At 65.5% G+C, this 20607-nt stretch carries 22 protein-coding genes, 1 tRNA gene and 1 pseudogene; 18 read left to right on the top strand and 6 right to left on the bottom strand.

Annotation, left to right across the window (positions count from 1 at the left end):
* Nucleotides 1-10: 10 nt before the first annotated feature.
* From ACSQ9A_RS08665 to ACSQ9A_RS08640, 6 genes are all read left to right on the top strand, one after another.
* A complete protein-coding gene (locus ACSQ9A_RS08665; protein ID WP_436303356.1) occupies nt 11-925 on the top strand; it encodes an alpha/beta fold hydrolase in 915 nt (304 codons plus the stop codon).
* Between the two features lie 63 nt (nt 926-988).
* A protein-coding gene (prfB, locus tag ACSQ9A_RS08660; RefSeq protein WP_139191607.1) for a peptide chain release factor 2 occupies nt 989-2093 on the top strand; the annotation gives its coding sequence in 2 pieces (ribosomal slippage) (nt 989-1069 and nt 1071-2093; 1104 coding nt in all).
* Nucleotides 2093-2779, top strand: coding sequence for an HAD family hydrolase (locus ACSQ9A_RS08655; RefSeq protein WP_436303355.1), 687 nt, complete (start codon nt 2093-2095; stop codon nt 2777-2779). Before prfB ends, ACSQ9A_RS08655 begins: the two co-directional genes overlap by 1 nt.
* Nucleotides 2766-5459 (top strand): aminopeptidase N, encoded by a 2694-nt coding sequence (gene pepN / locus ACSQ9A_RS08650; RefSeq protein ID WP_436303354.1) that lies wholly within the window; start codon nt 2766-2768, stop codon nt 5457-5459. Before ACSQ9A_RS08655 ends, pepN begins: the two co-directional genes overlap by 14 nt.
* Nucleotides 5460-5489: 30 nt before the next feature.
* Nucleotides 5490-6503 carry a class 1 fructose-bisphosphatase gene (locus tag ACSQ9A_RS08645; protein WP_436303353.1) on the top strand — a complete coding sequence of 338 codons (1014 nt, stop codon included), beginning with the start codon at nt 5490-5492 and terminating at the stop codon, nt 6501-6503.
* An 11-nt stretch (nt 6504-6514) separates the two neighbouring features.
* A tRNA-Thr gene (locus ACSQ9A_RS08640) sits at nt 6515-6590 on the top strand.
* A 112-nt stretch (nt 6591-6702) separates the two neighbouring features.
* Here ACSQ9A_RS08640 and ACSQ9A_RS08635 read toward each other — a convergent pair.
* Nucleotides 6703-7809: a hypothetical protein gene (locus ACSQ9A_RS08635; RefSeq protein WP_436303352.1), complete on the bottom strand. Its 1107-nt coding sequence runs from the start codon at nt 7807-7809 to the stop codon at nt 6703-6705.
* Between the two features lie 558 nt (nt 7810-8367).
* On the opposite strand from ACSQ9A_RS08635, the gene ACSQ9A_RS08630 reads away from it, so the two are divergent.
* The 4 genes and pseudogenes from ACSQ9A_RS08630 to ACSQ9A_RS08615 all read left to right on the top strand — a co-directional run bounded on the left by ACSQ9A_RS08630 (nt 8368) and on the right by ACSQ9A_RS08615 (nt 10549).
* Entirely contained in the window at nt 8368-9225 is an 858-nt protein-coding gene (locus ACSQ9A_RS08630; RefSeq protein WP_436303350.1) for an SIR2 family NAD-dependent protein deacylase, read from the top strand.
* A gap of 107 nt (nt 9226-9332) precedes the next feature.
* Nucleotides 9333-9788 (top strand): annotated as a pseudogene (locus ACSQ9A_RS08625) (NYN domain-containing protein); the annotation flags it as partial.
* An 84-nt stretch (nt 9789-9872) separates the two neighbouring features.
* The gene (locus ACSQ9A_RS08620; RefSeq protein ID WP_436306276.1) at nt 9873-10100 is read left to right on the top strand and encodes an OST-HTH/LOTUS domain-containing protein; all 228 of its coding nucleotides are present in this window, start codon (nt 9873-9875) and stop codon (nt 10098-10100) included.
* A gap of 137 nt (nt 10101-10237) precedes the next feature.
* Nucleotides 10238-10549 carry a hypothetical protein gene (locus tag ACSQ9A_RS08615; protein WP_093102082.1) on the top strand — a complete coding sequence of 104 codons (312 nt, stop codon included), beginning with the start codon at nt 10238-10240 and terminating at the stop codon, nt 10547-10549.
* A gap of 40 nt (nt 10550-10589) precedes the next feature.
* Here the strand turns inward: ACSQ9A_RS08615 and ACSQ9A_RS08610 are convergent, their stop codons facing one another.
* Nucleotides 10590-11009, bottom strand: coding sequence for a nuclear transport factor 2 family protein (locus ACSQ9A_RS08610; protein ID WP_093102081.1), 420 nt, complete (start codon nt 11007-11009; stop codon nt 10590-10592).
* A 91-nt stretch (nt 11010-11100) separates the two neighbouring features.
* Here ACSQ9A_RS08610 and ACSQ9A_RS08605 point away from each other — a divergent pair, with 91 nt between their 5' ends.
* Genes ACSQ9A_RS08605 through ACSQ9A_RS08595 form a run of 3 tightly spaced genes read left to right on the top strand, consistent with a single transcriptional unit; the run spans nt 11101 to nt 12577 of the window.
* Nucleotides 11101-12039 (top strand): LysR family transcriptional regulator, encoded by a 939-nt coding sequence (locus ACSQ9A_RS08605; RefSeq protein WP_436303349.1) that lies wholly within the window; start codon nt 11101-11103, stop codon nt 12037-12039.
* On the top strand, nt 12036-12290 hold the full coding sequence (locus tag ACSQ9A_RS08600) for a hypothetical protein (protein WP_436303348.1): 255 nt from the start codon (nt 12036-12038) through the stop codon (nt 12288-12290). The genes ACSQ9A_RS08605 and ACSQ9A_RS08600 overlap by 4 nt, the downstream gene beginning before the upstream one ends.
* A 20-nt stretch (nt 12291-12310) precedes the next feature.
* Nucleotides 12311-12577, top strand: coding sequence for a glycine zipper domain-containing protein (locus ACSQ9A_RS08595; protein ID WP_436303347.1), 267 nt, complete (start codon nt 12311-12313; stop codon nt 12575-12577).
* Between the two features lie 63 nt (nt 12578-12640).
* On the opposite strand, the gene ACSQ9A_RS08590 is transcribed toward ACSQ9A_RS08595, so the two are convergent.
* The 3 genes from ACSQ9A_RS08590 to ACSQ9A_RS08580 form a co-directional block, all read right to left on the bottom strand.
* Nucleotides 12641-12799 carry a DUF3309 family protein gene (locus ACSQ9A_RS08590; protein WP_093102076.1) on the bottom strand — a complete coding sequence of 53 codons (159 nt, stop codon included), beginning with the start codon at nt 12797-12799 and terminating at the stop codon, nt 12641-12643.
* Nucleotides 12796-13995, bottom strand: a complete 1200-nt coding sequence (locus tag ACSQ9A_RS08585) for a DesA family fatty acid desaturase (RefSeq protein WP_436303346.1) — start codon at nt 13993-13995, stop codon at nt 12796-12798. Before ACSQ9A_RS08585 ends, ACSQ9A_RS08590 begins: the two co-directional genes overlap by 4 nt.
* A gap of 103 nt (nt 13996-14098) precedes the next feature.
* Nucleotides 14099-14773 (bottom strand): Crp/Fnr family transcriptional regulator, encoded by a 675-nt coding sequence (locus ACSQ9A_RS08580; protein WP_436290774.1) that lies wholly within the window; start codon nt 14771-14773, stop codon nt 14099-14101.
* A gap of 216 nt (nt 14774-14989) precedes the next feature.
* On the opposite strand from ACSQ9A_RS08580, the gene ACSQ9A_RS08575 reads away from it, so the two are divergent.
* Complete coding sequence (locus ACSQ9A_RS08575; protein WP_436303345.1) at nt 14990-15661, top strand: protein-L-isoaspartate(D-aspartate) O-methyltransferase; 672 nt, start codon at nt 14990-14992, stop codon at nt 15659-15661.
* Between the two features lie 5 nt (nt 15662-15666).
* Here ACSQ9A_RS08575 and ACSQ9A_RS08570 read toward each other — a convergent pair whose 3' ends face one another.
* Nucleotides 15667-16401 carry a DnaJ domain-containing protein gene (locus ACSQ9A_RS08570; RefSeq protein WP_436303344.1) on the bottom strand — a complete coding sequence of 245 codons (735 nt, stop codon included), beginning with the start codon at nt 16399-16401 and terminating at the stop codon, nt 15667-15669.
* Nucleotides 16402-16577: 176 nt separating this feature from the next.
* On the opposite strand from ACSQ9A_RS08570, the gene ACSQ9A_RS08565 reads away from it, so the two are divergent.
* The 4 genes from ACSQ9A_RS08565 to ACSQ9A_RS08550 all read left to right on the top strand — a co-directional run bounded on the left by ACSQ9A_RS08565 (nt 16578) and on the right by ACSQ9A_RS08550 (nt 20587).
* On the top strand, nt 16578-17039 hold the full coding sequence (locus ACSQ9A_RS08565; RefSeq protein ID WP_436303343.1) for a (2Fe-2S)-binding protein: 462 nt from the start codon (nt 16578-16580) through the stop codon (nt 17037-17039).
* 3 nt (nt 17040-17042) lie between these two features.
* Nucleotides 17043-19238 carry a molybdopterin cofactor-binding domain-containing protein gene (locus tag ACSQ9A_RS08560; RefSeq protein WP_436303342.1) on the top strand — a complete coding sequence of 732 codons (2196 nt, stop codon included), beginning with the start codon at nt 17043-17045 and terminating at the stop codon, nt 19236-19238.
* On the top strand, nt 19238-19843 hold the full coding sequence (locus ACSQ9A_RS08555; protein ID WP_212733603.1) for an Isoquinoline 1-oxidoreductase subunit: 606 nt from the start codon (nt 19238-19240) through the stop codon (nt 19841-19843). The genes ACSQ9A_RS08560 and ACSQ9A_RS08555 overlap by 1 nt, the downstream gene beginning before the upstream one ends.
* A gap of 201 nt (nt 19844-20044) precedes the next feature.
* On the top strand, nt 20045-20587 hold the full coding sequence (locus tag ACSQ9A_RS08550) for a hypothetical protein (protein WP_139191606.1): 543 nt from the start codon (nt 20045-20047) through the stop codon (nt 20585-20587).
* Nucleotides 20588-20607: the final 20 nt, after the last annotated feature.

The following is a 20607-nucleotide window of genomic DNA, read 5'->3' as shown; positions in this document are numbered from 1 at the left end:
CATCGACCGGATGTACCAAGCCCTCCGCCCCTTCGTCAGCGAATTCATCCCCGTCCGCAACCTCCGCTACCACGTGCGCGTCTGGGGCCAGCCTTCAACCGAGCGCCCGCCGCTGGTCCTGCTCCACGGCTGGATGGACGTGGCCGCCTCCTGGCAGTTCGTGGTCGATGCGCTGGCCGAGGAACGCCACGTGATCGCACCCGACTGGCGCGGCTTCGGCCTCACCGAAGGCGGCGGGGTCGACAACTACTGGATGCCCGACTACCTGGCCGACCTGGACTGGTTGCTCGACCACTACGCGGGCGACGCGCCGGTCGACCTCGTCGGCCACAGCATGGGCGGCAACATCGCCATGCAGTACGGCGGCGTTCGGCCGCAGCGGGTGCGCCGCCTGGTCAACCTCGAGGGCTTCGGCATGCCGCTGCTGCAGCCGGACGAAGCGCCCCAGCGCTACGGCAAGTGGATCGACGAACTGAAGCGCCTACACCGCGGCGAGATGGCCCTGGCCAGCTACCCGGCGCCGGAGGGCGTCGCACGGCGCCTCATGAAGACCAACCCGCGCCTCACGCAGGACAAGGCCGACTGGCTGGCCGGCCAATGGTCCGCCGCCCGGCACCTGCCCGAGGGCGGCGAGCGCTGGGAGATCCTCGGCGACCCGGCGCACAAGATCATCAACGCCAACATCTTCCGCGTCGACGAGGCGCTGGCGCTCTATGCCGGCATCGCCGCGCCGGTGCTGGCGGTGGTGGCCTCCGACGACAGCCTCGGCAAGTGGTGGAAGGGCCGATACACCCTGGCCGACTTCCAGGAACGGCTGAAATCCGTGCCCGACGTGCGCCTGGCCCGCGTCGAGGATGCCGGCCACATGCTGCACCACGACCAGCCCGCGCGGGTGGCCGCGTTGATCCAAGACTTCCTGGCCTGACACCGGGGCTTGACGGGCATGAGAAAATGCCCGGTTTCCCCCCGAACACCGTCAGGACACCCCATGGATGCAGAGCAAATCAACCAAATCGGCGCAACCCTCGCGGACCTGAGCGCCCGGACGGTCGATCTACGGAGGTATCTTTGACTACGATGCCAAAGCCGAACGTCTGAGGACGGTCAACGCATCGCTCGAAGATCCCAACGTCTGGAACGACCCGAAGAAGGCCCAGGAGCTGGGCCGCGAGAAGAAGTCGCTCGACGACGTGGTCGTCACGCTCGACCGGCTCACCAGCGGCCTCTCGGACAACACCGAGCTCTTCGAAATGTCGAAGGAAGAAGGCGACATGGACGGCCTGCAGTCCATCGCCGATGACGCAGCCAAGCTCGAAGCCGACATCAAGCAGCTCGAGTTCCGCCGGATGTTCAACAACCCGGCCGACCCGCTGAACGCCTTCGTCGACATCCAGGCCGGCGCCGGCGGCACCGAGGCCTGCGACTGGGCCAGCATGCTGCTGCGCCAGTACCTGAAGTACGCCGAGCGCAAGGGCTTCAAGACCCAGATCGAGGACGAGACTCCCGGCGACACGGCCGGCATCAAGGGCGCCACCATCAAGGTCGAGGGCGACTACGCCTTCGGCTTGCTGCGCACCGAGACCGGCGTGCACCGCCTGGTGCGCAAGTCGCCCTTCGATTCCTCGGGCGGGCGCCACACCAGCTTTGCCAGCATCTTCGTCTACCCCGAGATCGACGACTCGATCGAGATCGAGATCAACCCGGCGGACGTGCGCACCGACACCTTCCGCGCCAGCGGCGCCGGCGGCCAGCACATCAACAAGACCGACTCGGCCGTGCGGCTCACGCACATCCCGACCGGCATCGTGGTGCAGTGCCAGGACGGCCGCAGCCAGCACAGCAACCGCGACGTGGCCTGGAAGCGCCTGCGCTCGCGCCTGTACGACCACGAGATGCGCAAGCGCCAGGAAGAGCAGCAGAAGCTGGAAGACAGCAAGACCGACGTCGGCTGGGGCCACCAGATCCGCAGCTATGTGCTGGACAACAGCCGCATCAAGGACCTGCGCACCAACGTCGAGATCAGCAACACGCAGAAGGTGCTGGACGGCGACCTGGATCCCTTCATCGAAGCCTCGTTGAAGCAAGGCGTCTGATGCAGGGCGCTTCGCACAAGGCGGAAGCCCTGATCTTCGACATGGACGGCACCATGGTCGACTCCATGCCCTGGCACGCCAAGGCATGGGTCGAGTACGGCCGCCGCAAGGGCCTGGCGATCGACATCCCGGACTTCATGCGCCGCACCACCGGCCGCACGGCCTTCGAATGCGCCTGCGAGCTCATGGGCCGCGAAGTGACCGAAGCCGAGAGCATCGAGATCACGCACGCCAAGGAGTCGATCTACCGCGAGCTCTTCGGGGCGGCATTTCGCGAAGTGACTGGCTTCAGCGACTTTGCCAAGGCTGCGGTAGCACGCGGCTTCAAGATCGCGGTCGGCACGGCGGGCGACAAGCACAACATCGCCTTCACCATGTCGCAGCTCAAGCTGGACCCGGCGCCGCTCGCCATCGTGGGCGGCGACGAGGGCCTGCCCGGCAAGCCGCAACCCGCGATCTTTCTCGAAGCCGCGCGCCGCATCGGCGTGCCGCCGGCGCGCTGCGTCGTGTTCGAGGACGCGCCCTTCGGCATCGAGGCCGCGCGTCGCGGCGGCATGCGCGCGGTGGCGGTCTGCAGCACCCACTCTGCCTCCGAACTCGCAGGGCCGCATGTGATTGCGGCCGTGCGCGACTACAACGAACTCGCAAAATCAAACTTTCTGGAGACGCTCGATGCACTTGCGTGATGCCCAAGGCGAACCCGTCGCGATCCGCCGCGAGGACTACCGCGCCCCCGCCTACTGGATCGACACCGTCGACCTGACCTTCGACCTCGACCCGGCCAAGACGCGCGTGCTCAACCGCATGCGCCTGCGCCGCAATCCCGACGTGCCGGCCGAGCCGCTGCGCCTGGACGGCGACGAGCTCAACCTGGCGCGCGTGCTGGTCGACGGCCAGGGCGCGTCCTTCCGCATGGAGGCCGAGCAGCTCGTCATCGACAACCTGCCCGATGCCTTCGAGCTCGAGCTCTTCACCACCTGCGCGCCCGCGAAGAACACCAAGCTCATGGGCCTGTTCGTGAGCGAGGACACCTTCTTCACGCAGTGCGAGGCCGAAGGCTTCCGCCGCATCACCTACTTCCTCGACCGCCCCGACGTGATGGCGAGCTACACGGTGACGATCCGCGCCGCCAAGGCCGCCTACCCGGTGCTGCTGTCGAACGGCAACCTGGTCGAACAGGGCGAGCTGCCCGAAGGCCGCCACTTCGCGAAGTGGGTCGACCCCTTCCGCAAGCCCTGCTATCTGTTCGCGCTGGTGGCCGGCAAGCTGGTGGCGCGCGAGCAGCGCATCAAGGCACGCAACGGCAAGGAACACCTGCTGCAGGTCTACGTGCGCGCCGGCGACCTCGACAAGACCGAGCACGCGATGAACTCGCTCATCAACTCGGTGACGTGGGACGAAGCCCGCTTCGGCCTGCCGCTGGACCTCGACCGCTTCATGATCGTCGCCACCAGCGACTTCAACATGGGCGCAATGGAGAACAAGGGCCTGAACATCTTCAACACGAAGTACGTTCTGGCCAACCAGGCCACCGCCACCGACGCCGACTACAGCAACATCGAGAGCGTGGTCGGCCACGAGTACTTCCACAACTGGAGCGGCGACCGCGTGACCTGCCGCGACTGGTTCCAGCTCTCGCTGAAGGAAGGCCTCACGGTGTTCCGCGACCAGGAGTTCAGCCAGGACCTGTGCGCCGACGCCTCGGCACGCGCCGTCAAGCGCATCGAGGACGTGCGCGTGCTGCGCACCGCCCAGTTCCCCGAGGACGCGGGTCCGATGGCGCACCCGGTGCGGCCCGACAGCTACATCGAGATCAGCAACTTCTACACCGTCACCATCTACGAGAAGGGTGCCGAGGTGGTGCGCATGATGCAGACGCTGGTCGGCCGCAAGGGCTTCGAGCGCGGCATCACGCTGTACTTCGAGCGCCACGACGGCCAGGCCGTGACCTGCGACGACTTCGCGCAGGCCATTGCCGACGCCAACCCCGACTCCGACCTCGCGCGCCTCTTGCCGCAGTTCAAGCGCTGGTACAGCCAGGCCGGCACGCCGCGCCTCGCGGCCCACGGCGTGTACGACGCCGCGACGCGCAGCTACACACTGAGCTTCTTGCAGAGCTGCGCGCCGACGCCGGGCCAGCCGGTCAAGGACCCCTTCGTGATCCCGGTGAACCTCGGCCTCCTCGGCGCCGACGGCCGCGAGCTGCCGCTGCAGCTGGCGGGCGAAGAGAACGCCACGCAGGGCACGCGCACCCTGGTGCTCACGCACCCGGGCGAGCAGTTCACCTTCATCAACATCGACGCCGAACCGGTGCCCTCGATCCTGCGCGGCTTCAGCGCGCCGGTGATCCTCGACCACGAGTACAGCGATGCCCAGTTGCTCACGCTGCTGGCCAACGACCCGGACCCCTTCAACCGCTGGGAAGCCGGCCAGCGCCTGGCGCTGCGCGCCGCGATCCACGCGATCGGCACGCCCGCCGTCAGTGCCAGCGAAGCGCCGCTGAACGAGGCGTATCTCGAAGCCATGCGCCGCGTGCTGCGCGACCCCAAGCTCGACGCCGCCTTCAAGGAACTGGTGCTCACCCTGCCCTCGGAAACCTACATCGCCGAGCAGCTGGAAGTGGTCGATCCGCAGCGCGTGCATGCCGTGCGCGAAGCCATGCGCACGCAGCTCGCCGCCGGCCTCTTCGCCGACTGGGAACAGGCCTACGAGCAGAACCGCGACACCGGCGGCTACCAGCCGGACCCCGTGTCCTCGGGCCGCCGCGCGCTGGCGGGCCTCGCCCTCACCTACCTGTGCCTCGCCACACGCGCCTCCGGCGACACCGTCTGGCCCGGCAAGACGCTGCAGCGCTTCAAGGACGCGGGCAACATGACCGACCGCTTCAACGCCCTCAACGCCCTGGTCTCCTCGGGCCATGCGCTGGCGGCGCCGGCGCTGGCGCGCTTCCACGCGATCTTCAAGGACGAGGCGCTGGTCATCGACAAGTGGTTCTCGCTGCAGGCCGGCGCGCCCGACCGCGGCGGCGACATCCTGCCGCTGGTCAAGCAGCTCATGAAGCACCCCGACTTCTCGCTCAAGAACCCGAACCGCGCGCGCAGCGTGATCTTCAGCTACTGCAGCGGCAACCCCGGCGCGCTGCACCGCCCCGATGCAGCCGGCTACGTGTTCTGGAGCGATCGCGTGATCGAGCTCGACGCCATCAACCCGCAGGTCGCGGCCCGCCTCGCGCGCGCGCTCGACCGCTGGAGCAAGCTGGCCGAGCCGTACCGCAGCGCGGCGCGCGAGGCCATCGTGCGCGTGGCCGCCAAGCCCGATCTCAGCAAGGACACGCATGAGGTCGTGACCCGTGCCCTCGCGAGCTAGCCAGCTAGTCAAGAAGAAAACACCGGAACCATGGCTCATCAACACAAGATCTCCCTCACCCGCTACCTGGTCGAACAACAGCGCGCCGATGGCCTGATCCCCGGCCAGCTGCGCCTCTTGCTCGAAGTGGTGGCGCGCGCCTGCAAGACCATCAGCCAGGCCGTCAACAAAGGCGCGCTCGGCGGCGTGCTCGGCACGGCCGAGAGCGAGAACGTGCAGGGCGAGATCCAGAAGAAGCTGGACATCATCGCCAACGAGGTGCTGATCGAGGCCAACGAATGGGGCGGCCACCTCGCCGCCATGGCCAGCGAGGAGATGGACAGCATCCACGTGGTGCCCAACCGCTATCCCCAGGGCGAGTACCTGCTGTTGTTCGACCCCCTCGACGGCTCGAGCAATATCGACGTCAACGTGAGCATCGGCACCATCTTCAGCGTGCTAAAGAAGCCCGACGACACCCCCGGCGTGCAGGAGGCTGACTTCCTGCAGGCCGGCAGCAGGCAGGTGGCCGCCGGCTACTGCATCTACGGCCCGCAGACCACGCTGGTGCTGACCGTGGGCAACGGCGTCGCGATATTCACGCTCGATCGCGAACAGGGCTCCTTCATGCTCACGCAGGAGGACATCCAGATCCCGGCCGACACCAAGGAATTTGCCGTCAACATGAGCAACATGCGCCACTGGGACGCCCCGGTGAAGCGCTACATCGACGAATGCCTCGCCGGCAAGGAAGGCCCGCGCGGCAAGGACTTCAACATGCGCTGGATTGCCAGCATGGTGGCCGACGTGCACCGCATCCTGATGCGCGGCGGCGTCTTCATGTACCCCTGGGACAAGCGCGAGCCCGAGAAGGCCGGCAAGCTGCGCCTCATGTACGAGGCCAACCCGATGAGCTGGCTGGTCGAACAGGCCGGCGGCGCCGCCACCAACGGCAAGAAGCGCATCCTCGACCTGGAGCCCACCAAGCTGCACGAGCGCGTGGCTGTTGTGTTGGGGTCAAAGAACGAGGTCGAGCGCCTGACCGGGTATCACGAACCGCTATAATCGCGGGCTTAGCCGGTGTAGCTCAGTCGGTAGAGCAGCTCATTCGTAATGAGAAGGTCGGGTGTTCGATTCATCTCTCCGGCACCAATACAGATAAGGCCTCGTTGCTATCAGCTCGATAGCAACGAGGCCTTTTCCGTGGGCGGCCGACCTAAGAGGATTTCGAGCGGCGGGGCTTGTACAAACCCTGGCTCGTAGATCAGTTGGAAAGCATCGCTTGGTACGCCGCCCAGGCCTTGAACCCCACAGGATTGGCGTCCTCCCATTCCTTCTTGTATCGAACGCGTGATTCGAACTTTTTCTGCAGGCTCACAAAGCCATGCGTGAGGCGCTCTACCTCGCCGACAAGACGCCTGAAGTCCTCCAAGGCGACCTTGACCGCAGGTTTCATCTTGGCGGGATCGCTCTCCCAAGACAGCTCCACGAACTCGATCTCGTCGGTGTTGATGCGCATGTAGCCCCATCGTCCATGCGCGTACTTGTTCCTTTGTCCCTGAACGCGCTCAACCTCTTTGAACCACGCCTTGAACTCGTCGACCACCTTGGGATCGCTGTGCCCCCAAGTCTGTATCGCAAGTTGTCGCAGGCACTTGAGCCGTCGAGCAAAGGCAACGTTCTTTCGGAGGAGCTTCGCCACCGGCTGGCCTCTGTACTCGCCGAGCCAATTAAGTTGGAGGCCGATGAAGTGATCGAGTCGGGCATAGGCGTGGATAAGCCTCCCCAACAGAAAGAAGGTGCATCGCATCCCTGGCGTCGTCATCACCCAGCTCGCGCCCAACTCCTGGTGCGTCATGGCGGGCGCCGACAGCGGGAAGCGCACCCATGCCCAGACAATTCCAGCTTCGTCGATGACAGGGCCCGAGTGCGTGGACTGCTCCTTGCCGATCACCCATACGCGCGCCGGGCGAAGGTCGGCCAGCACGCGCGCCAGCCGAACTTTCGCGACTTCGTATATCGCCTCGGTCGGCCGGTTCGAGCGGGTCGGTCCAACACTCGCGATGACGAAATTCGTAAAGGCGACGCCATGCCAAAACTCGGCACGCGACGGGCCGACCGCACCCGATAGCCGGGGATAGAGGACTTCCCGGATGCCCTTCGGTAGCGCCCCGGCCAGCCACGCGCGTATATAGCCGTCGTCGGTGGCGATGGTCTCCGGGAAGCTGCCGTACCAGGACTCGCCCAGCACGAGGGTTCGGTGCCCGTCCTCGTACCGCTCGCCGACCCACGGGCAGTCGGCGACAGGGGTGCCGGCTGAGTCGGTAGGCAAAGGCATGGCGGTGTAGGCGAGTGCAGAAGTGCCCAGCATTGTGCAGGCGACTTAGGGTGGCAGCTAAGTGCAACTGCTGATGCTCTGCTGGTATTCAGCACCCACCGTAGTTCTTCCGCCCACTCGCCGTGATCGTGTAAGTACCCCCGCGCGGACCGACGTAGCAGGTCGGTCCTTCGCTTGAGCGCGTCGTCGCACTGGTCGCGGGCGCATAGCGACTGGGGGCTGCGGGAGGCGGCACCGCATATGCCGGTTGCGACTTGTTGGACACACCGCCGTACGACCCGCCCGAGTCCGAGCGCACCCCGTTCGCCGCGCGCAAACATTCCAGGCGTTTGCTTGCCGGCTCCATCGCATTGCAGGCCTCGAGCAAGATGGCCGGCGTCTGAGCAATCGCAGGCCAGCAGAAGGCTGACAGCAACGCCGCCAGCAGCAGAAGTCTCTTCATGTCCCCGCTCCGATCGACCGCGAGCGTCAACGCTCATCTGTTGGTCTCCCCGTGGGATTGTGGAAGCTCAGGGTTGATAGGCCTCGTGACCATTTCACGCGCAGACCCGCTATCGTGTGCTGACCGCGGACATTCGCGTCATAACACCGATGACCCAGCCCTTCCCCAGCGAAACGCCAGCCGACCGCGCCGCCGCCTTGCTCGATCGAGCCGGCGCCCTCGTCATCGCAGCAGGCGCCGGCATGGGCGTCGACTCCGGCCTTCCCGACTTCCGCGGCACGGCCGGTTTCTGGAACGCCTACCCTGCGCTCGCCCGCGCACAGATCGACTTCCACCGCATTGCCTCACCCTCCGCGTTCGAGGCCCAGTCGACGCTGGCCTGGGGCTTCTACGGCCATCGCCTGAACCTGTACCGCCGCACCACGCCGCACGCCGGCTTCGCGCTGCTCAAGCATTGGGGCGAGAAGATGGCTCACGGCTACGCCGTCTTCACCAGCAATGTCGACGGGCAGTTCCAGAAGGCGGGCTTCGATGCGGCGCTGATCCACGAATGCCATGGGTCCATCCACCACCTGCAGTGCCTGGCTCCGTGCAGCGATGACATCTGGAGCGCGGACGGCTTCACGCCGGACGTGGACGAATACGCATGTCGGCTGCGCAATGCGCCGCCCGTGTGTCCTCGTTGCGGCGGCCTTGCGCGGCCGAACGTGCTGATGTTCGGCGACTACGGGTGGATCGAAGCGCGCGAGCAGGCGCAGGCTGAGCGCCTCGAACGGTGGCTCTCGTCGGTGAGCCGGCCGGTGGTGATCGAGATCGGCGCGGGCACGGCGATCCCTTCGGTGCGCTACTTCAGCCAGCGCGTCGTCCAGCAGTTCGGCGGTCGGCTGATTCGCATCAACCCCCGCGAGCCCGAAGTGCGGAGCTCGCACGACGTGGGGCTGGCCATCGGAGCCGTCGAAGGCTTGAACGCAATCGCCGACGTGCTTGGCGCCGACTGGCTGTTGTAGTCCAACGCCCGAAGTAGCATCCGCCTCGTACACACGACGCGGACGAACCAACCTCCAGGAGTTGCCGATGAAACGACAATGAAGAAAACAGCTCGGTCGCCCTCTATTGGGACTTCGAGAATCTGCACGCGAGCCTCTGCGAAGCGAAGTTCGGCGAGGGCAGCTACAGCAAACCGGACGCTCGCTTCAAGGTGCAGGAGCCGCTGATCGATGTCCAGGCCATCGTCGAACTGGCATCGTCGTTCGGCCCCATCGCGATCAACCGCGCGTACTGCAACTGGCAGTACTACGGCCGCTATCGTGATGCGCTGCTACAGAGTGCGGTCGAGTTGATCCAGCTCTTCCCGCCGGGCGCATCCGCCAAGAACGGCGCAGACATCAAGCTGTGCCTGGACGCCACGGAAGACATCGCCCGCTTCTCGCACCTCGGCACGATCATCATCGTCGGCGGCGACAGCGATTTCATGCCGGTCGCGCAGAAGATCAAGGCCGCGGGCCGGACGCTCATCGGCTTGGGCACGCGCAAGTCGACCAATCGCCACTGGGCCAAGAGCTGCCACGAGTTCCGCTACTACGAGAACCTGGCCGAAGAGCCTGCGTTACCTGAAGATCAACCCGATGAAGCGGCGCCGATCGAGGCACCGCCTGTGAATCCTGCCGCCGATGTCCTCAAACGCGCCATCAAACTCCTTGCCGAAACCAAGGGCGACCCGTGGGTCAACAAAGGCTCGATCTGGCACATGATCAAGCGGCTCGACCCGACCTTCGACACCAAGGAATACGGCCACCCCAACTTCCCCGCGATGGTGAAGGCGCTGGACGACTTCGTCGAGGTCAGGAAGGGTGATTCGGACCAGGTGGTGCGCCTGCGTTGAAGGGGCCCCTGCCCTCACCCTGGCCCTCTCCCGGAGGGAGAGGGGACAAGACCGGGCCCGTACCCACGGCCGCGGTAGGCAGACTGACAAGAGCAGCCGCCGCAGCCATACTGGGCTCTCCACAAACGGAGGTCACCATGGCCCAGCACGCAATCACCGCTGTTCACTACGGGGGCGGGAAGATCGATCTCGTCGCGCTTCACCCGGTTGTGGACAAGGAATTCGGTTCGACAGAACTGGCGCTCGGCGCGGCACGGCGCGTCAAGGTCGGCGAATGCGTCGATCTGCTTGCCGCCGGCGAGGAGGTCTGCATCGCGCGGCGCACCGAAGACCATGCCTGGGAGATCGTTTGCGACGTCAAGGCGCTGCCGGGCGGCAACGGCATCACCGGCGTCGACATCGTCGACCAGCCCAACGACGCTTTGCAGAACCTTCCAAAGTGGGACTAGTGCGGGGCGCTCATGCTGACCTTGCTGTCCGCCGCCCCGCTCAGCCGTTCAACACAGGGTTTGGCGCGTACTTGTCACCCACGCCCTCGCGCAGCGGATGCGTGTCGTAGACGATGTGCATGCTATCGATGCGGTCGCTGTCCGGGCGGAAGCCGAACACGTCCACGCAGGTGAAGTCGACCAGCCTTCCGTCGCTCAGCGTCCAGTCATAGCGGAAGTAGGCCGCCACGCGTACCGTGGCGTCTACAGGCTGTACGGACGCGAACAGATCGATCAGCGTGATCACACTCTGGCGCGATGCCTGCGCCAACCTGGGGAAGAAGTCGCGCGCCTTCATGGTGCCGAGAAACGGGGAATGCACGACGCCGTTGTTCTCGAAAGTGGAAATCAACCCCGCCGTATCGCTTGCGTGCAGGTATTGCAGGTAGCTGCGCACCGTATCCAGTTGGCTTTGACTCATGTGTGGGCTCCTTGTCGGTTAACGGCTGAATCGTTCCAGACACGGCGCTCGCCGACAAGTCAGAATGGCCGTCAATCCATAAGAGTCGTTTATGAATTTGCGCTACCTGCAGTACCTCAGGCTGGTGATCGAACATGGCAGCTTCGCTGCTGCGGCGCGGGCCGGTGGTGTGTCGCAGCCGGCGATCAGTTACGGCATGAGGCAGCTGCAGCGACAGTTCGACACACCGCTTTTCGTTGCGTCCGGGCGCAGGCTGCTGCCCACCGAGTCAGCGTTGCAAGCGGCGTTGAAGAGCACGGATCTCGCAGCGCGGATCGAAGCACTTGGAATGGCGAGTGCCACTCCGGCCCATCGCGACACGCTGCGCGTTGGGGTGACGCCATCCGCCGCGCTGGTCTGCGGCCCGGCCTTGCACTTCGGTTGGTGTCATGGCCACCCTCGCCGTCGCCTCGACATGTCGAGCGCCGACGAAGGCCACATGCTTGCGAAGTTGCAGGGCGGCGAACTTGACCTCGTGATTTCACCGCTGCCTCGTGGGTACCCTGCCGCCGGCCTGGCCTGTCAGCCGCTGTACCAGCTCACGCCGCTGGCCTACGCCTGCCGCGCGCACCCCTTGGCCAAGGCGCAATCACTGGAGGAACTGCAGGGGGCGTCATGGGCGATCGTCGGGCCCAGCGTGAGCGGGCCCGTAGACGTGCTGCATGAGGCATTTGCCGTCCGCCGGATGCGGGCGCCACGTGTGGTGGCGTCGTGCCCCGACTACGCCAGCCTTCTGCATCTGATGGCCGACAGCGACTTGCTGGGCGTGCTCCCTCACCCGGCGCTGCTGGAGAGTGCAGCGAAGGGCCAGGTTGTGCCGCTGCGTCTGCGTGAGGCCCTTCCGCGCTACGAGATGCATCTGTTCACGCCGACGCGATCGCGCCGACTGCTGGGGCCTGTCATCGCGAGTTTGCGGCAGCGTGCACACACACCACCTATGCGCGACGCCGTACAGACGGAGTACGCGCATCCGGTCACAGTGACCGGATGACCCCCTCCGAATTCACTGCCGACGCCATGGTTCGTGTCTACCTGCGTGGACGCACCTTGCCAGAAGTCTTGCACGCTGCGGTTGTGTGGGTGGCCGAAGCACGGCTGAGCAGCGGCAGGATGCCGGTGCTCGACCAGACCCTGCGCACAGACATCGACAACCAGGCCATCGCGCCGCCGACAGGCATCGGAGTCGCCGCGGCGGCTGAGCGGCCGGCCGTGTGTGCCTTGCTCCAACCAGCTCCTGCATAACTCACTGAAAGGTGGACATCATGAAAACAACATCCTGGATGACGGCAGCGGCCATCGGTTCGCTCCTGACTTTGGCCGGATGCGCGACCGGTCCCAACCAGCAGCTCGGTATCGCCGGTGGCGCCGTCGGCGGAGCGGTGCTTGGCAACGCGATCGGCGGCAACGCGGCTTCTACAGTGGGAGGGGCCGCCATCGGCGGCCTGATCGGCAACGAAGTGGGGCGGAACGCGGACCAGCGCAACTACAACAACCGTGGCTACTACCCCTACAACGGCCCCCGCTACTGAGCGCTCCCGCTTTCACAGACGTGCCATGAGGCACGTTTTTTTTGCCCCGTTCGAGGCAGCTCGCTATATCTTGCCGGCCAACAGCAGAACCACCAGGATCACCAGCACCAGCCCGATGCCACCGCTGGGACCGTAGCCCCATCCCCGACTGTGGGGCCAGCTTGGAATCGCGCCGATGAGCAGCAGGACCACGATGATCAACAGAATTGTTCCCAATGTCATGGCATGTCTCCTATCAGTGAGTCGTAGCGGCGCAGCGCTCGAGAAAACTCGCGCAGCGCACCAATCCCGCTTTCCTCGGCGCGCCGGCACCAGTCTTCCAGCTGTTTCACCAGCTGCTCCTTCGAGGCTGCGGATCGGCTCCATACGGCAGTGAGATCCTGCCGCATCGAGTAAATGGTGCTCAGCACCGTGCTGGAGTGCAGAGCCTGTTGCAGGACTGCGCGCTCCTTCTCCGGCAATTCCCTCGCATCCCTTTGCAGCAGGTAGTTGACCGGGTCCAGCGCCTTGGAGTCCCTCGAGCCCGGGATCGCGCCGGCCCGCAGGCTGAGGATCTCCGCCACGGCAGTCGGGCGCACGGACCTGGCGAACTTGGCCAGCACGTCGTAGCGGTGAGTGATGACAGCCTGCAGGGTCCCCACGTCGCAACGGGTCTTGGATGTGTTGTAGCGAATCCTGGGCGCAACCTTGCGCACCTTCGCCAGGTGAATCATTTCCAGGATGCGGATGTACATCCAGCCGATGTCGAATTCCCACCACTTGCTGGACAGCCTGGCAGAGGTGACATAGGCGTGATGGTTGTTGTGCAGCTCTTCGCCGCCGATCAGGATGCCCCACGGCACGACATTGCTGGAGCTGTCGTTCGGCGCGAAATTGCGGTAGCCCCAATAGTGGCCGACGCCGTTGATGACGCCCGCGGCGAAGAACGGAATCCACAGCATCTGAACCGCCCACATGCTGAGTCCGATCGGGCCGAACAGGACGATGTCGATGCCCAGCACGAGGCCGATGCCGAGTCGGGTGTGCCTCGCGTACAGCTTGCGCTCGATCCAGTCGTCAGGGGTGCCGTGGCCGTATTTTTTGAGCGTTGCGGCGTTTCTGGCTTCCATGCGATAGAGCTCGGTGCCTTCGAACAGCACTTTCCTGATGCCATGGATCTGCGGGCTGTGGGGGTCTTCGGAGCTTTCGCAGTTGGCGTGGTGCTTGCGGTGGATCGCCGTCCATTCCCTGGTCACCATTCCGGTGGTGAGCCACAACCAGAAACGGAATAAGTGGCTGGCGACGGGATGCAGTTCCAGCGCGCGATGCGCCTGATGCCGATGCAGAAAAATGGTGACCGCGGCGATGGTGACGTGGGTCGAGCCCAGCGTGACCAGCACAAGACCCCACCAGGGCAGATCGAGCAGGTTAAGTTGCATCACAAGGTCCGTTGCGGGGCTGCGCAATGCCCCCACTTGCAATGCTAGTCAAACGAAGGCGATCGTCTGTACGCTACCGCACGGTGAAACCGATGTCGCCGGATCAGGTCGCTGTTTCATGGGGCAGCAAACGATCGGTCTCGCGCTTCACCACTTCGTAGCATTCGCACACGTGCCGTTCGAGACCTGGACGGTCCAGCACCGTGATGTGACCCCGGGCATACTGGATCAGGTTCAGGCGCTGCAGCTTGCCGGCCGCCTCCGTCACGCCTTCGCGCCGCACGCCGAGCATGTTGGCGATCAGCTCCTGCGTCATCACCAGGTCGCTGCCCGGCAGCCTGTCGAGGCTCAGCAGGAGCCAGCGACACAGCTGTTGCTCGAGCGAATGGTGTCGATTGCATACGGCCGTCTGCGACATCTGCGTGATGAGCGCCTGGGTATAGCGCAGCAGGAGATGGAGCAACGGCCCTCCCTGCTCGACCAGTTGTTTGATATGGCTGGCGCCCAGCCGAAACGCATGCCCTGCGCTTTGCACCACCGCGCGGTTCGGCGTGCTGCCTCCGCCCATCAGGAGCGAGACGCCGACCATGCCCTCGAACCCGACGACCGCGATCTCGGCGGATTGCCCGTTCTCGAGCACATACAGCAGCGAAACGATGCAGTCGGTCGGGAAGTACACGTGCTCCTGAACTACCCCCGACTCGTAAAGAACATCGCCCAAGTTGAGCGTAACCAGTTCGAGAAGCGGCTCCAAGCCGACCCGCACATCCAGGGGCATCACCTCCAGGAGGTCGTTGTGCGCTGAAGCAGAGCGCGGTGAAGTCGCAGTCGATGCCATGACGAGCCGAAGTCCCGAAATTGAACACCACGTGCGGGGAATGTAGCGCCGTTTTTGCGCTGTTGCAGCGGTTTGTCAGCGGCTGATTCGGCTCCTGCTTTCATCCGGAAAGCGTAGGATGGTTGGCGTCTCAGTCCCCGCCTTCGAGCAGCCACCATGAGCGACCCGGACTTCACGGCCCTGCAGCAGCACATGCTCGCGGAAATCGCCGCGAAGACGATTTTCTCGACCTCGTACCTGGGCAAAGCTGCGCTCGATCCGCGGGTCATGGATGCCATGGCCAAGGTGCCGCGCCATGAGTTCGTGCCGCTCGAGCTGCGGCCGTTTGCCTACGTCGACACGCCCTTGCCCATCGGCTACGGCAAGACGATCTCACAGCCTTTCATCGTCGCCGTGATGACCGATCTGCTCGACGTGCAGCCGACCGACACGGTGCTGGAAATCGGCACCGGGCTGGGCTACCAGTCGGCGATCCTGGCGGAGCTCGCGCTGCGGGTCTTCAGCATCGAGCTGATCGAAGAGCTGGCCACGCGGGCGATGCACCGGCTGGCGCGGCAGGGCCATCTCAACGTCGACATCAAGATCGGCAACGGCTGCCATGGCTGGCCCGAATACGCGCCCTTCGACAAGGTGATCGTGACGGCGGCGCCGGAGCTGATTCCGCCGGCGCTCATCTACCAGTTGAAACCCGGCGGCAAGATGGTGATTCCCGCCGGCCTGCCCGAGTCGCAGCAGCTCATGCTGGCCGAGAAGGATCTCGACGGTTCGGTATCGACGAAGGACATCTTTCCGGTGCTGTTCTCTTCGCTCGAGGACGAGGAGTCCTAGCTAAGCTAGCAGTCATAGCGCCGATAGTTGATATAGCAAAGCTCGCGAATCCGCTGCCGATCCGCAGCCACCCGCCGCTGCCCTTCATTGGCGCGGCGCTGCTCATCCGCTCGACGCTCGTATTCCTTGCGTTGCTCTTCCCGCAGCGCCGCGGACTGTTGCTGGGCATCGAGTGCATTCTGGCGCGCCTGGTTGCTCTGCGCACGCGCGATCGCCGCGTCGCTTTCGCGGCGGAACGCGCGGTCCCGCGCTTGCTCCGCGGCTTCTCGGCGGGCGCTTTCGCGGACTTCCAATGCCAGCGTCTTTTGATTCTCGGCTTCGGCAATCGCCTGCTGGCGCGCCGTTTCCAGTGCCTTGGCCGCAAGCTCGGCCTGGGCGGCCTGGCGCTGGTGCTGAACGTAGAAACCGCCCGCAAACAACGCAGCCACCAACGCGCCGATGAACATCAGCACCTTGGGCATGCTCGACTCGCGCTCCATGACAGGTTGCGGGTCGATCCTGCTCCGCTGCACCTGTTGCACCCGGACTTGGCTCGCGAGCTTTCTGTCGTGCGCGGCGCGGGCTTCGGGATCGCGCAGCACCTTGTACGCGTCCATCACATCGGTCAACTGCTGCGCGACGCGCGAATCCTCGGCCATCCGTTCTGGCGTGTAGGTCGTGCGCGCCCGCTGAAAGGCATCCTCGATGTCGGCCGCCGTGGCGTTGCCCGGTATGCCCAGGATCACATACGCTGAATTCATACCGAAGAACCTTCTCCGCCGATTGTTAAATATTGTTGCGCGAGCGTAGCAGAAGGACTTACTGCCGACTGGCGGCAGGAAAGGAATGCCAGCCGCGTCCTCTATCTTCGTGAAGTAGTTCGCGCTAAATTGCCTGCGCACTCCGAGAGTCCATCCAGCCACCCCGAGGGGAAGCCATGATTTACCTCATCAAAGTGAACGGCAGGGAGCGACGCGTCGACGCTGACGAAGACACGCCTTTGCTGTGGGCGCTGCGCGATCAACTCAAGCTCACGGGCACCAAGTTCGGCTGCGGCATCGCGCAGTGCGGGGCCTGCACCGTCTACATGGAAGGCCAGCCACTGCGCTCCTGTTCGATCCCGATCGCCGCGGTCGGCAAGCGAGCCATCACGACCATCGAGGGCCTCACGGGCCGCGAGGCCAAGGCGGTGCAGGCGGCATGGGTGGCGCGCGACGTGCCGCAGTGCGGCTACTGCCAGTCGGGCCAGGTGATGAGCGCGGTGGCGCTGCTCAGGCAGAACAAGAAGCCGACCGACCGCGACATCGACCTCGCGATGAACGGCAACATCTGCCGCTGCGCGACCTACGACCGCATCCGCGCCGCCATCCACGACGCGGCGCGCACGCTGGGAGCCTGAGCCATGGCCCCCACAGACAGCACCACCCTGAAGCTCTCGCGCCGCACGGTGCTGAAGTGCACGTCCGGCCTTGTGGTCGCCGCCTACCTCGCCCCCTTCGCCGGCAGCGCGCTGGCGGCCACCAAGGCTAAGGCGGCCCAGAGCGTCTTCGCGCCCAACGCCTTCATTCGCGTGGGCACCGACAGCACGGTCACGGTGCTGGTCAAGCACATCGAGTTCGGCCAGGGGCCCTTCACCGGTCTCGCGACGATCGTGGCCGAGGAGATGGATGCCGACTGGGCGCAGATGCGCGCCGAGCACGCGCCGGCCGATGCCAAGCTCTACAACAACCTCGCTTTCGGTCCGGTGCAGGGCACGGGCGGCTCGACGGCGATTGCCAATTCCTACGACCAGCTGCGCCAGGCTGGCGCCACCGCGCGGGCGCTGCTGGTGCAGGCGGCGGCCAACAGCTGGCGCGTTCCGGCAAAGGACATCACGGTCGAACGCGGCGTGTTGCGGCATGCGGCGTCGGGCAAGCAGGGCCGCTTCGGCGAATTCGCGCTCGCCGCATCGCGATTGCCCGCACCCGCGCCCACCGAGGTGCGGCTGAAAGACCCCTCGGAGTTCCGCCTGATCGGGCGCGAAGGCGCGGTGCGCAAGCTCGACGTGCCGGCCAAGACCAACGGCACGGCGCAGTTCACCATCGACATCCACGAGCCGAACATGCTCACCGTGGTGGTCGCGCATCCGCCGCTCTTCGGCGCCAAGGTCGCTTCTTTCGACGCGATCGAGGCGCTGGCGGTCAAGGGCGTGGTGGAGGTGAAGCAGGTGCCGACCGGCGTGGCCGTCTACGCGGAGAGCACCTGGCCGGCCATCAAGGGGCGCGAGAAGCTGCGCATCACCTGGGACGAGTCGGCGGCCGAGAAGCGCGGCAGCGAACAGATCCTCGCCGAATACCGCGCCGCCGCCCGCTCGCCGGGTGCCGTTGCGGAGGCGCACGGCAATGTCGACACGAGCCTGGCCTCGGCCGAGCGGGTGATCGAAACCGAGTACGCCTTCCCCTACCTGGCCCATTCGCCGATGGAGCCGCTGGACGGCTTCCTGCGCTGGAACGACAAGGGCGCCACGGCGCGCTTCGGCTCGCAGATCCAGACCCTCGACCAAGCCGTCATCGCCGGCGTGCTGGGGCTCAAGCCCGAGCAGGTGGCGGTCGAGACCATGCTGGCCGGCGGCAGCTTCGGCCGCCGCGGCGAGATGGGCTCTGACTTCGCTGCCGAGCTGGCCCAGGTCGCCAAGGCCATTGGCTCCGCGCGCCCCGTCAAGCTGATGTGGACGCGCGACGACGACGTGCAGGGCGGGCGCTACCGGCCGCTCTTCGTGCACCGCATGCGCGGGGGCTTGCGCGGCGGCAAGGTCGTGGCCTGGTCCGACACCATCGTGGGCCAGTCCTTCATCCAGGGCACGATGTTCGAATCCATGCTGTTCAAGAACGGCATCGACGCCACCATGGTCGAAGGCGCGAACGAGATCCCCTACAAGATCGAGAACTTCCGCTGCGATCTGCACATCCAGAAGGTCGGCGTGCCCACGCTGTCGTGGCGCTCGGTGGGCTCCACGCACACCGGCTACGCGGTGGAGTGCTTCGTCGACCAGCTGCTGCAGACCGCGGGGCAGGACCCGGTCGAAGGCCGCATGGCCCTCTTCGGCGACGACCCGCGCTTCAAGACCACGCTGCGCGCCGTGGCCGATCTCGCGAAGTGGTCGGGGCCGGCCGCGGGCAGCGGGCGCGCACGCGGCGTCTCGATCGTCAAGGCCTTCGGCACCTATGTCGCGCACATCGCCGAGGTGTCGATGGGCGAGAACGGCGAGCCGCGCGTGCACAAGGTGTGGTGCGCGGTGGACTGCGGCCGCGTGGTCAACCCCGACATCGTGCGCGCGCAGATGGAAGGCGGCATCGGCTTCGGCCTGGGCCACATCCTCTACGGCGAGATCCGGCTCGAAGGCGGGCGCCGCGTGCAGCGCAACTTCGACACCTACCGTTCGCTGCGCATCCACGAGATGCCGGCGATCGAAGTGAAGATCGTCGACTCGACCGAGAAGCCCACGGGCGTCGGCGAACCGGGCGTGCCGCCGATCGGGCCGGCGGTGGCCAATGCGCTCGCGCGGCTCGCGGGCGGCGAACGGCCGCGGCAGTTGCCCATGGTCAGGGAGGCCGCGTGATGATGATGAATAAGAAGCTCTTTCTTGCCGCCCTGCTCGCCCTCGGTGGCATCGCGGCCGCGCAGCAGCAGGGCAGCAACAACACGCTCAAGCCCGTGTCCGAGTTCGACAAGATCGCCGACAAGCAGGAGCGCGCCATCGCCCTCTTCACCGAGGCCGGCAAGGTCATCAACAGCCCGCGCTGCCTCAACTGCCATCCGTCGGGCGACCGGCCGACGCAGAGCAATGCGCTGAATCCGCACCAGCCCTGGGTGGTGCGCGGCGCCGACGGCTTCGGCGCGGCGGCGATGCGCTGCGCCACCTGCCACCAGGCCGCCAACTACGACAACGCGCGCATGCCGGGCCATCCCAAGTGGCACCTGGCGCCGGCCTCGATGGCCTGGCAGGGCCGCACGCTGGGCCAGATCTGCGAGCAGATCAAGGACAAGTCGCGCAACGACAACATGGACATGGCCAAGCTGGTGCACCACATGGCCGAAGACTCGCTGGTCGGCTGGGCCTGGAACCCGGGCGCGTGGCGCACGCCGGCGCCGGGAACGCAGAAGGAGTTCGGCGCGCTGATCAAGGCCTGGGCCGAGGCTGGGGCTTTCTGCCCGCGCTCCTGAGTTGTTCGGCTGGGCTCTGGGTAGCCGACGGCGCGACGCGGCTCTCGCTCAGCAACGATAGGCCATTCGTTGTATGGAGAAAGGTCTCTTTGGGGCGTACAACAATTGCGCCCGATGGGCCTGTGCGTCCGTTTGTTCAACGTCCTGAAGTGAATGCTTTGGCCCTGGTATCACCGCCCGTGGCGGGGCAAAGGGAAGATCATGAACAGACCTTGCGGTAAAGCCGTGCTCTGCGGTGCCGCGGCAGCGGCGGCGATGATGGTTGGCTCGGCTTGGGCTCATGAACCCGGCCGGATGACCGGTGGCGGAAGCTTTTTCTGCAGCGAACTCGCTACCGGACAGCAGAGGGTGACGCACGGGTTCGAGTTGCACTGCGGACAGGGCACTCAATTCGAAGGATCCGACCCCGCGGAGCCGAACAATCTGGAAATCAATTTTTCCGGTGGCGACAATTTCCATCTGACCACTTTGTCAAAGGGCCTGTGCACCAACGACCCGAATATCGAACCACAACCTCCGACTGCGCCCTTCGACACCTTCGAGGGAGCGGGCACCGGCACCTTCAATGGTCAGCCTGCGTCGATAACATTCACGTTCACCGACGGCGGAGAGCCTGGCACCAAAGACACTGCCCTGGTCATCATCACCCTGGCGGGGTCGGCGACTCCCGCGCTCAAGTGCGATACGGCCACGCCGCTGACCTTCGGCAATCATCAGGCGCACAAGGCGACTGGCAGCAACTAGTAACGGCGGTTTCGGCAAAC

Origin of the sequence: Variovorax sp. LjRoot290 (genome assembly GCF_964253985.1) — a bacterium.
GTDB lineage: Bacteria > Pseudomonadota > Gammaproteobacteria > Burkholderiales > Burkholderiaceae_C > Variovorax.
The sequence above is the reverse complement of the archived record's forward strand: the minus strand, read 5'-3'. Positions and strand labels throughout refer to the sequence as shown.

Coding starts and splice junctions, on each gene's coding strand:
- ACSQ9A_RS08655 (WP_436303355.1), top strand. CDS start 2,093: ATGCAGGGCGCTTCGCACAAGGCGGAAGCCCTGATCTTCGACATGGAC.
- ACSQ9A_RS08600 (WP_436303348.1), top strand. CDS start 12,036: ATGACCCCCTCCGAATTCACTGCCGACGCCATGGTTCGTGTCTACCTG.
- ACSQ9A_RS08605 (WP_436303349.1), top strand. CDS start 11,101: ATGAATTTGCGCTACCTGCAGTACCTCAGGCTGGTGATCGAACATGGC.
- ACSQ9A_RS08555 (WP_212733603.1), top strand. CDS start 19,238: ATGATGATGAATAAGAAGCTCTTTCTTGCCGCCCTGCTCGCCCTCGGT.
- ACSQ9A_RS08585 (WP_436303346.1), bottom strand. CDS start 13,995: ATGCAACTTAACCTGCTCGATCTGCCCTGGTGGGGTCTTGTGCTGGTC.
- ACSQ9A_RS08565 (WP_436303343.1), top strand. CDS start 16,578: ATGATTTACCTCATCAAAGTGAACGGCAGGGAGCGACGCGTCGACGCT.
- ACSQ9A_RS08560 (WP_436303342.1), top strand. CDS start 17,043: ATGGCCCCCACAGACAGCACCACCCTGAAGCTCTCGCGCCGCACGGTG.
- ACSQ9A_RS08575 (WP_436303345.1), top strand. CDS start 14,990: ATGAGCGACCCGGACTTCACGGCCCTGCAGCAGCACATGCTCGCGGAA.
- ACSQ9A_RS08630 (WP_436303350.1), top strand. CDS start 8,368: ATGACCCAGCCCTTCCCCAGCGAAACGCCAGCCGACCGCGCCGCCGCC.
- ACSQ9A_RS08645 (WP_436303353.1), top strand. CDS start 5,490: ATGGCTCATCAACACAAGATCTCCCTCACCCGCTACCTGGTCGAACAA.
- pepN (WP_436303354.1), top strand. CDS start 2,766: ATGCACTTGCGTGATGCCCAAGGCGAACCCGTCGCGATCCGCCGCGAG.
- ACSQ9A_RS08550 (WP_139191606.1), top strand. CDS start 20,045: ATGAACAGACCTTGCGGTAAAGCCGTGCTCTGCGGTGCCGCGGCAGCG.
- ACSQ9A_RS08665 (WP_436303356.1), top strand. CDS start 11: ATGTACCAAGCCCTCCGCCCCTTCGTCAGCGAATTCATCCCCGTCCGC.
- ACSQ9A_RS08635 (WP_436303352.1), bottom strand. CDS start 7,809: ATGCTGGGCACTTCTGCACTCGCCTACACCGCCATGCCTTTGCCTACC.
- ACSQ9A_RS08615 (WP_093102082.1), top strand. CDS start 10,238: ATGGCCCAGCACGCAATCACCGCTGTTCACTACGGGGGCGGGAAGATC.
- ACSQ9A_RS08595 (WP_436303347.1), top strand. CDS start 12,311: ATGAAAACAACATCCTGGATGACGGCAGCGGCCATCGGTTCGCTCCTG.
- ACSQ9A_RS08590 (WP_093102076.1), bottom strand. CDS start 12,799: ATGACATTGGGAACAATTCTGTTGATCATCGTGGTCCTGCTGCTCATC.
- ACSQ9A_RS08610 (WP_093102081.1), bottom strand. CDS start 11,009: ATGAGTCAAAGCCAACTGGATACGGTGCGCAGCTACCTGCAATACCTG.
- ACSQ9A_RS08580 (WP_436290774.1), bottom strand. CDS start 14,773: ATGCCCCTGGATGTGCGGGTCGGCTTGGAGCCGCTTCTCGAACTGGTT.
- ACSQ9A_RS08570 (WP_436303344.1), bottom strand. CDS start 16,401: ATGAATTCAGCGTATGTGATCCTGGGCATACCGGGCAACGCCACGGCG.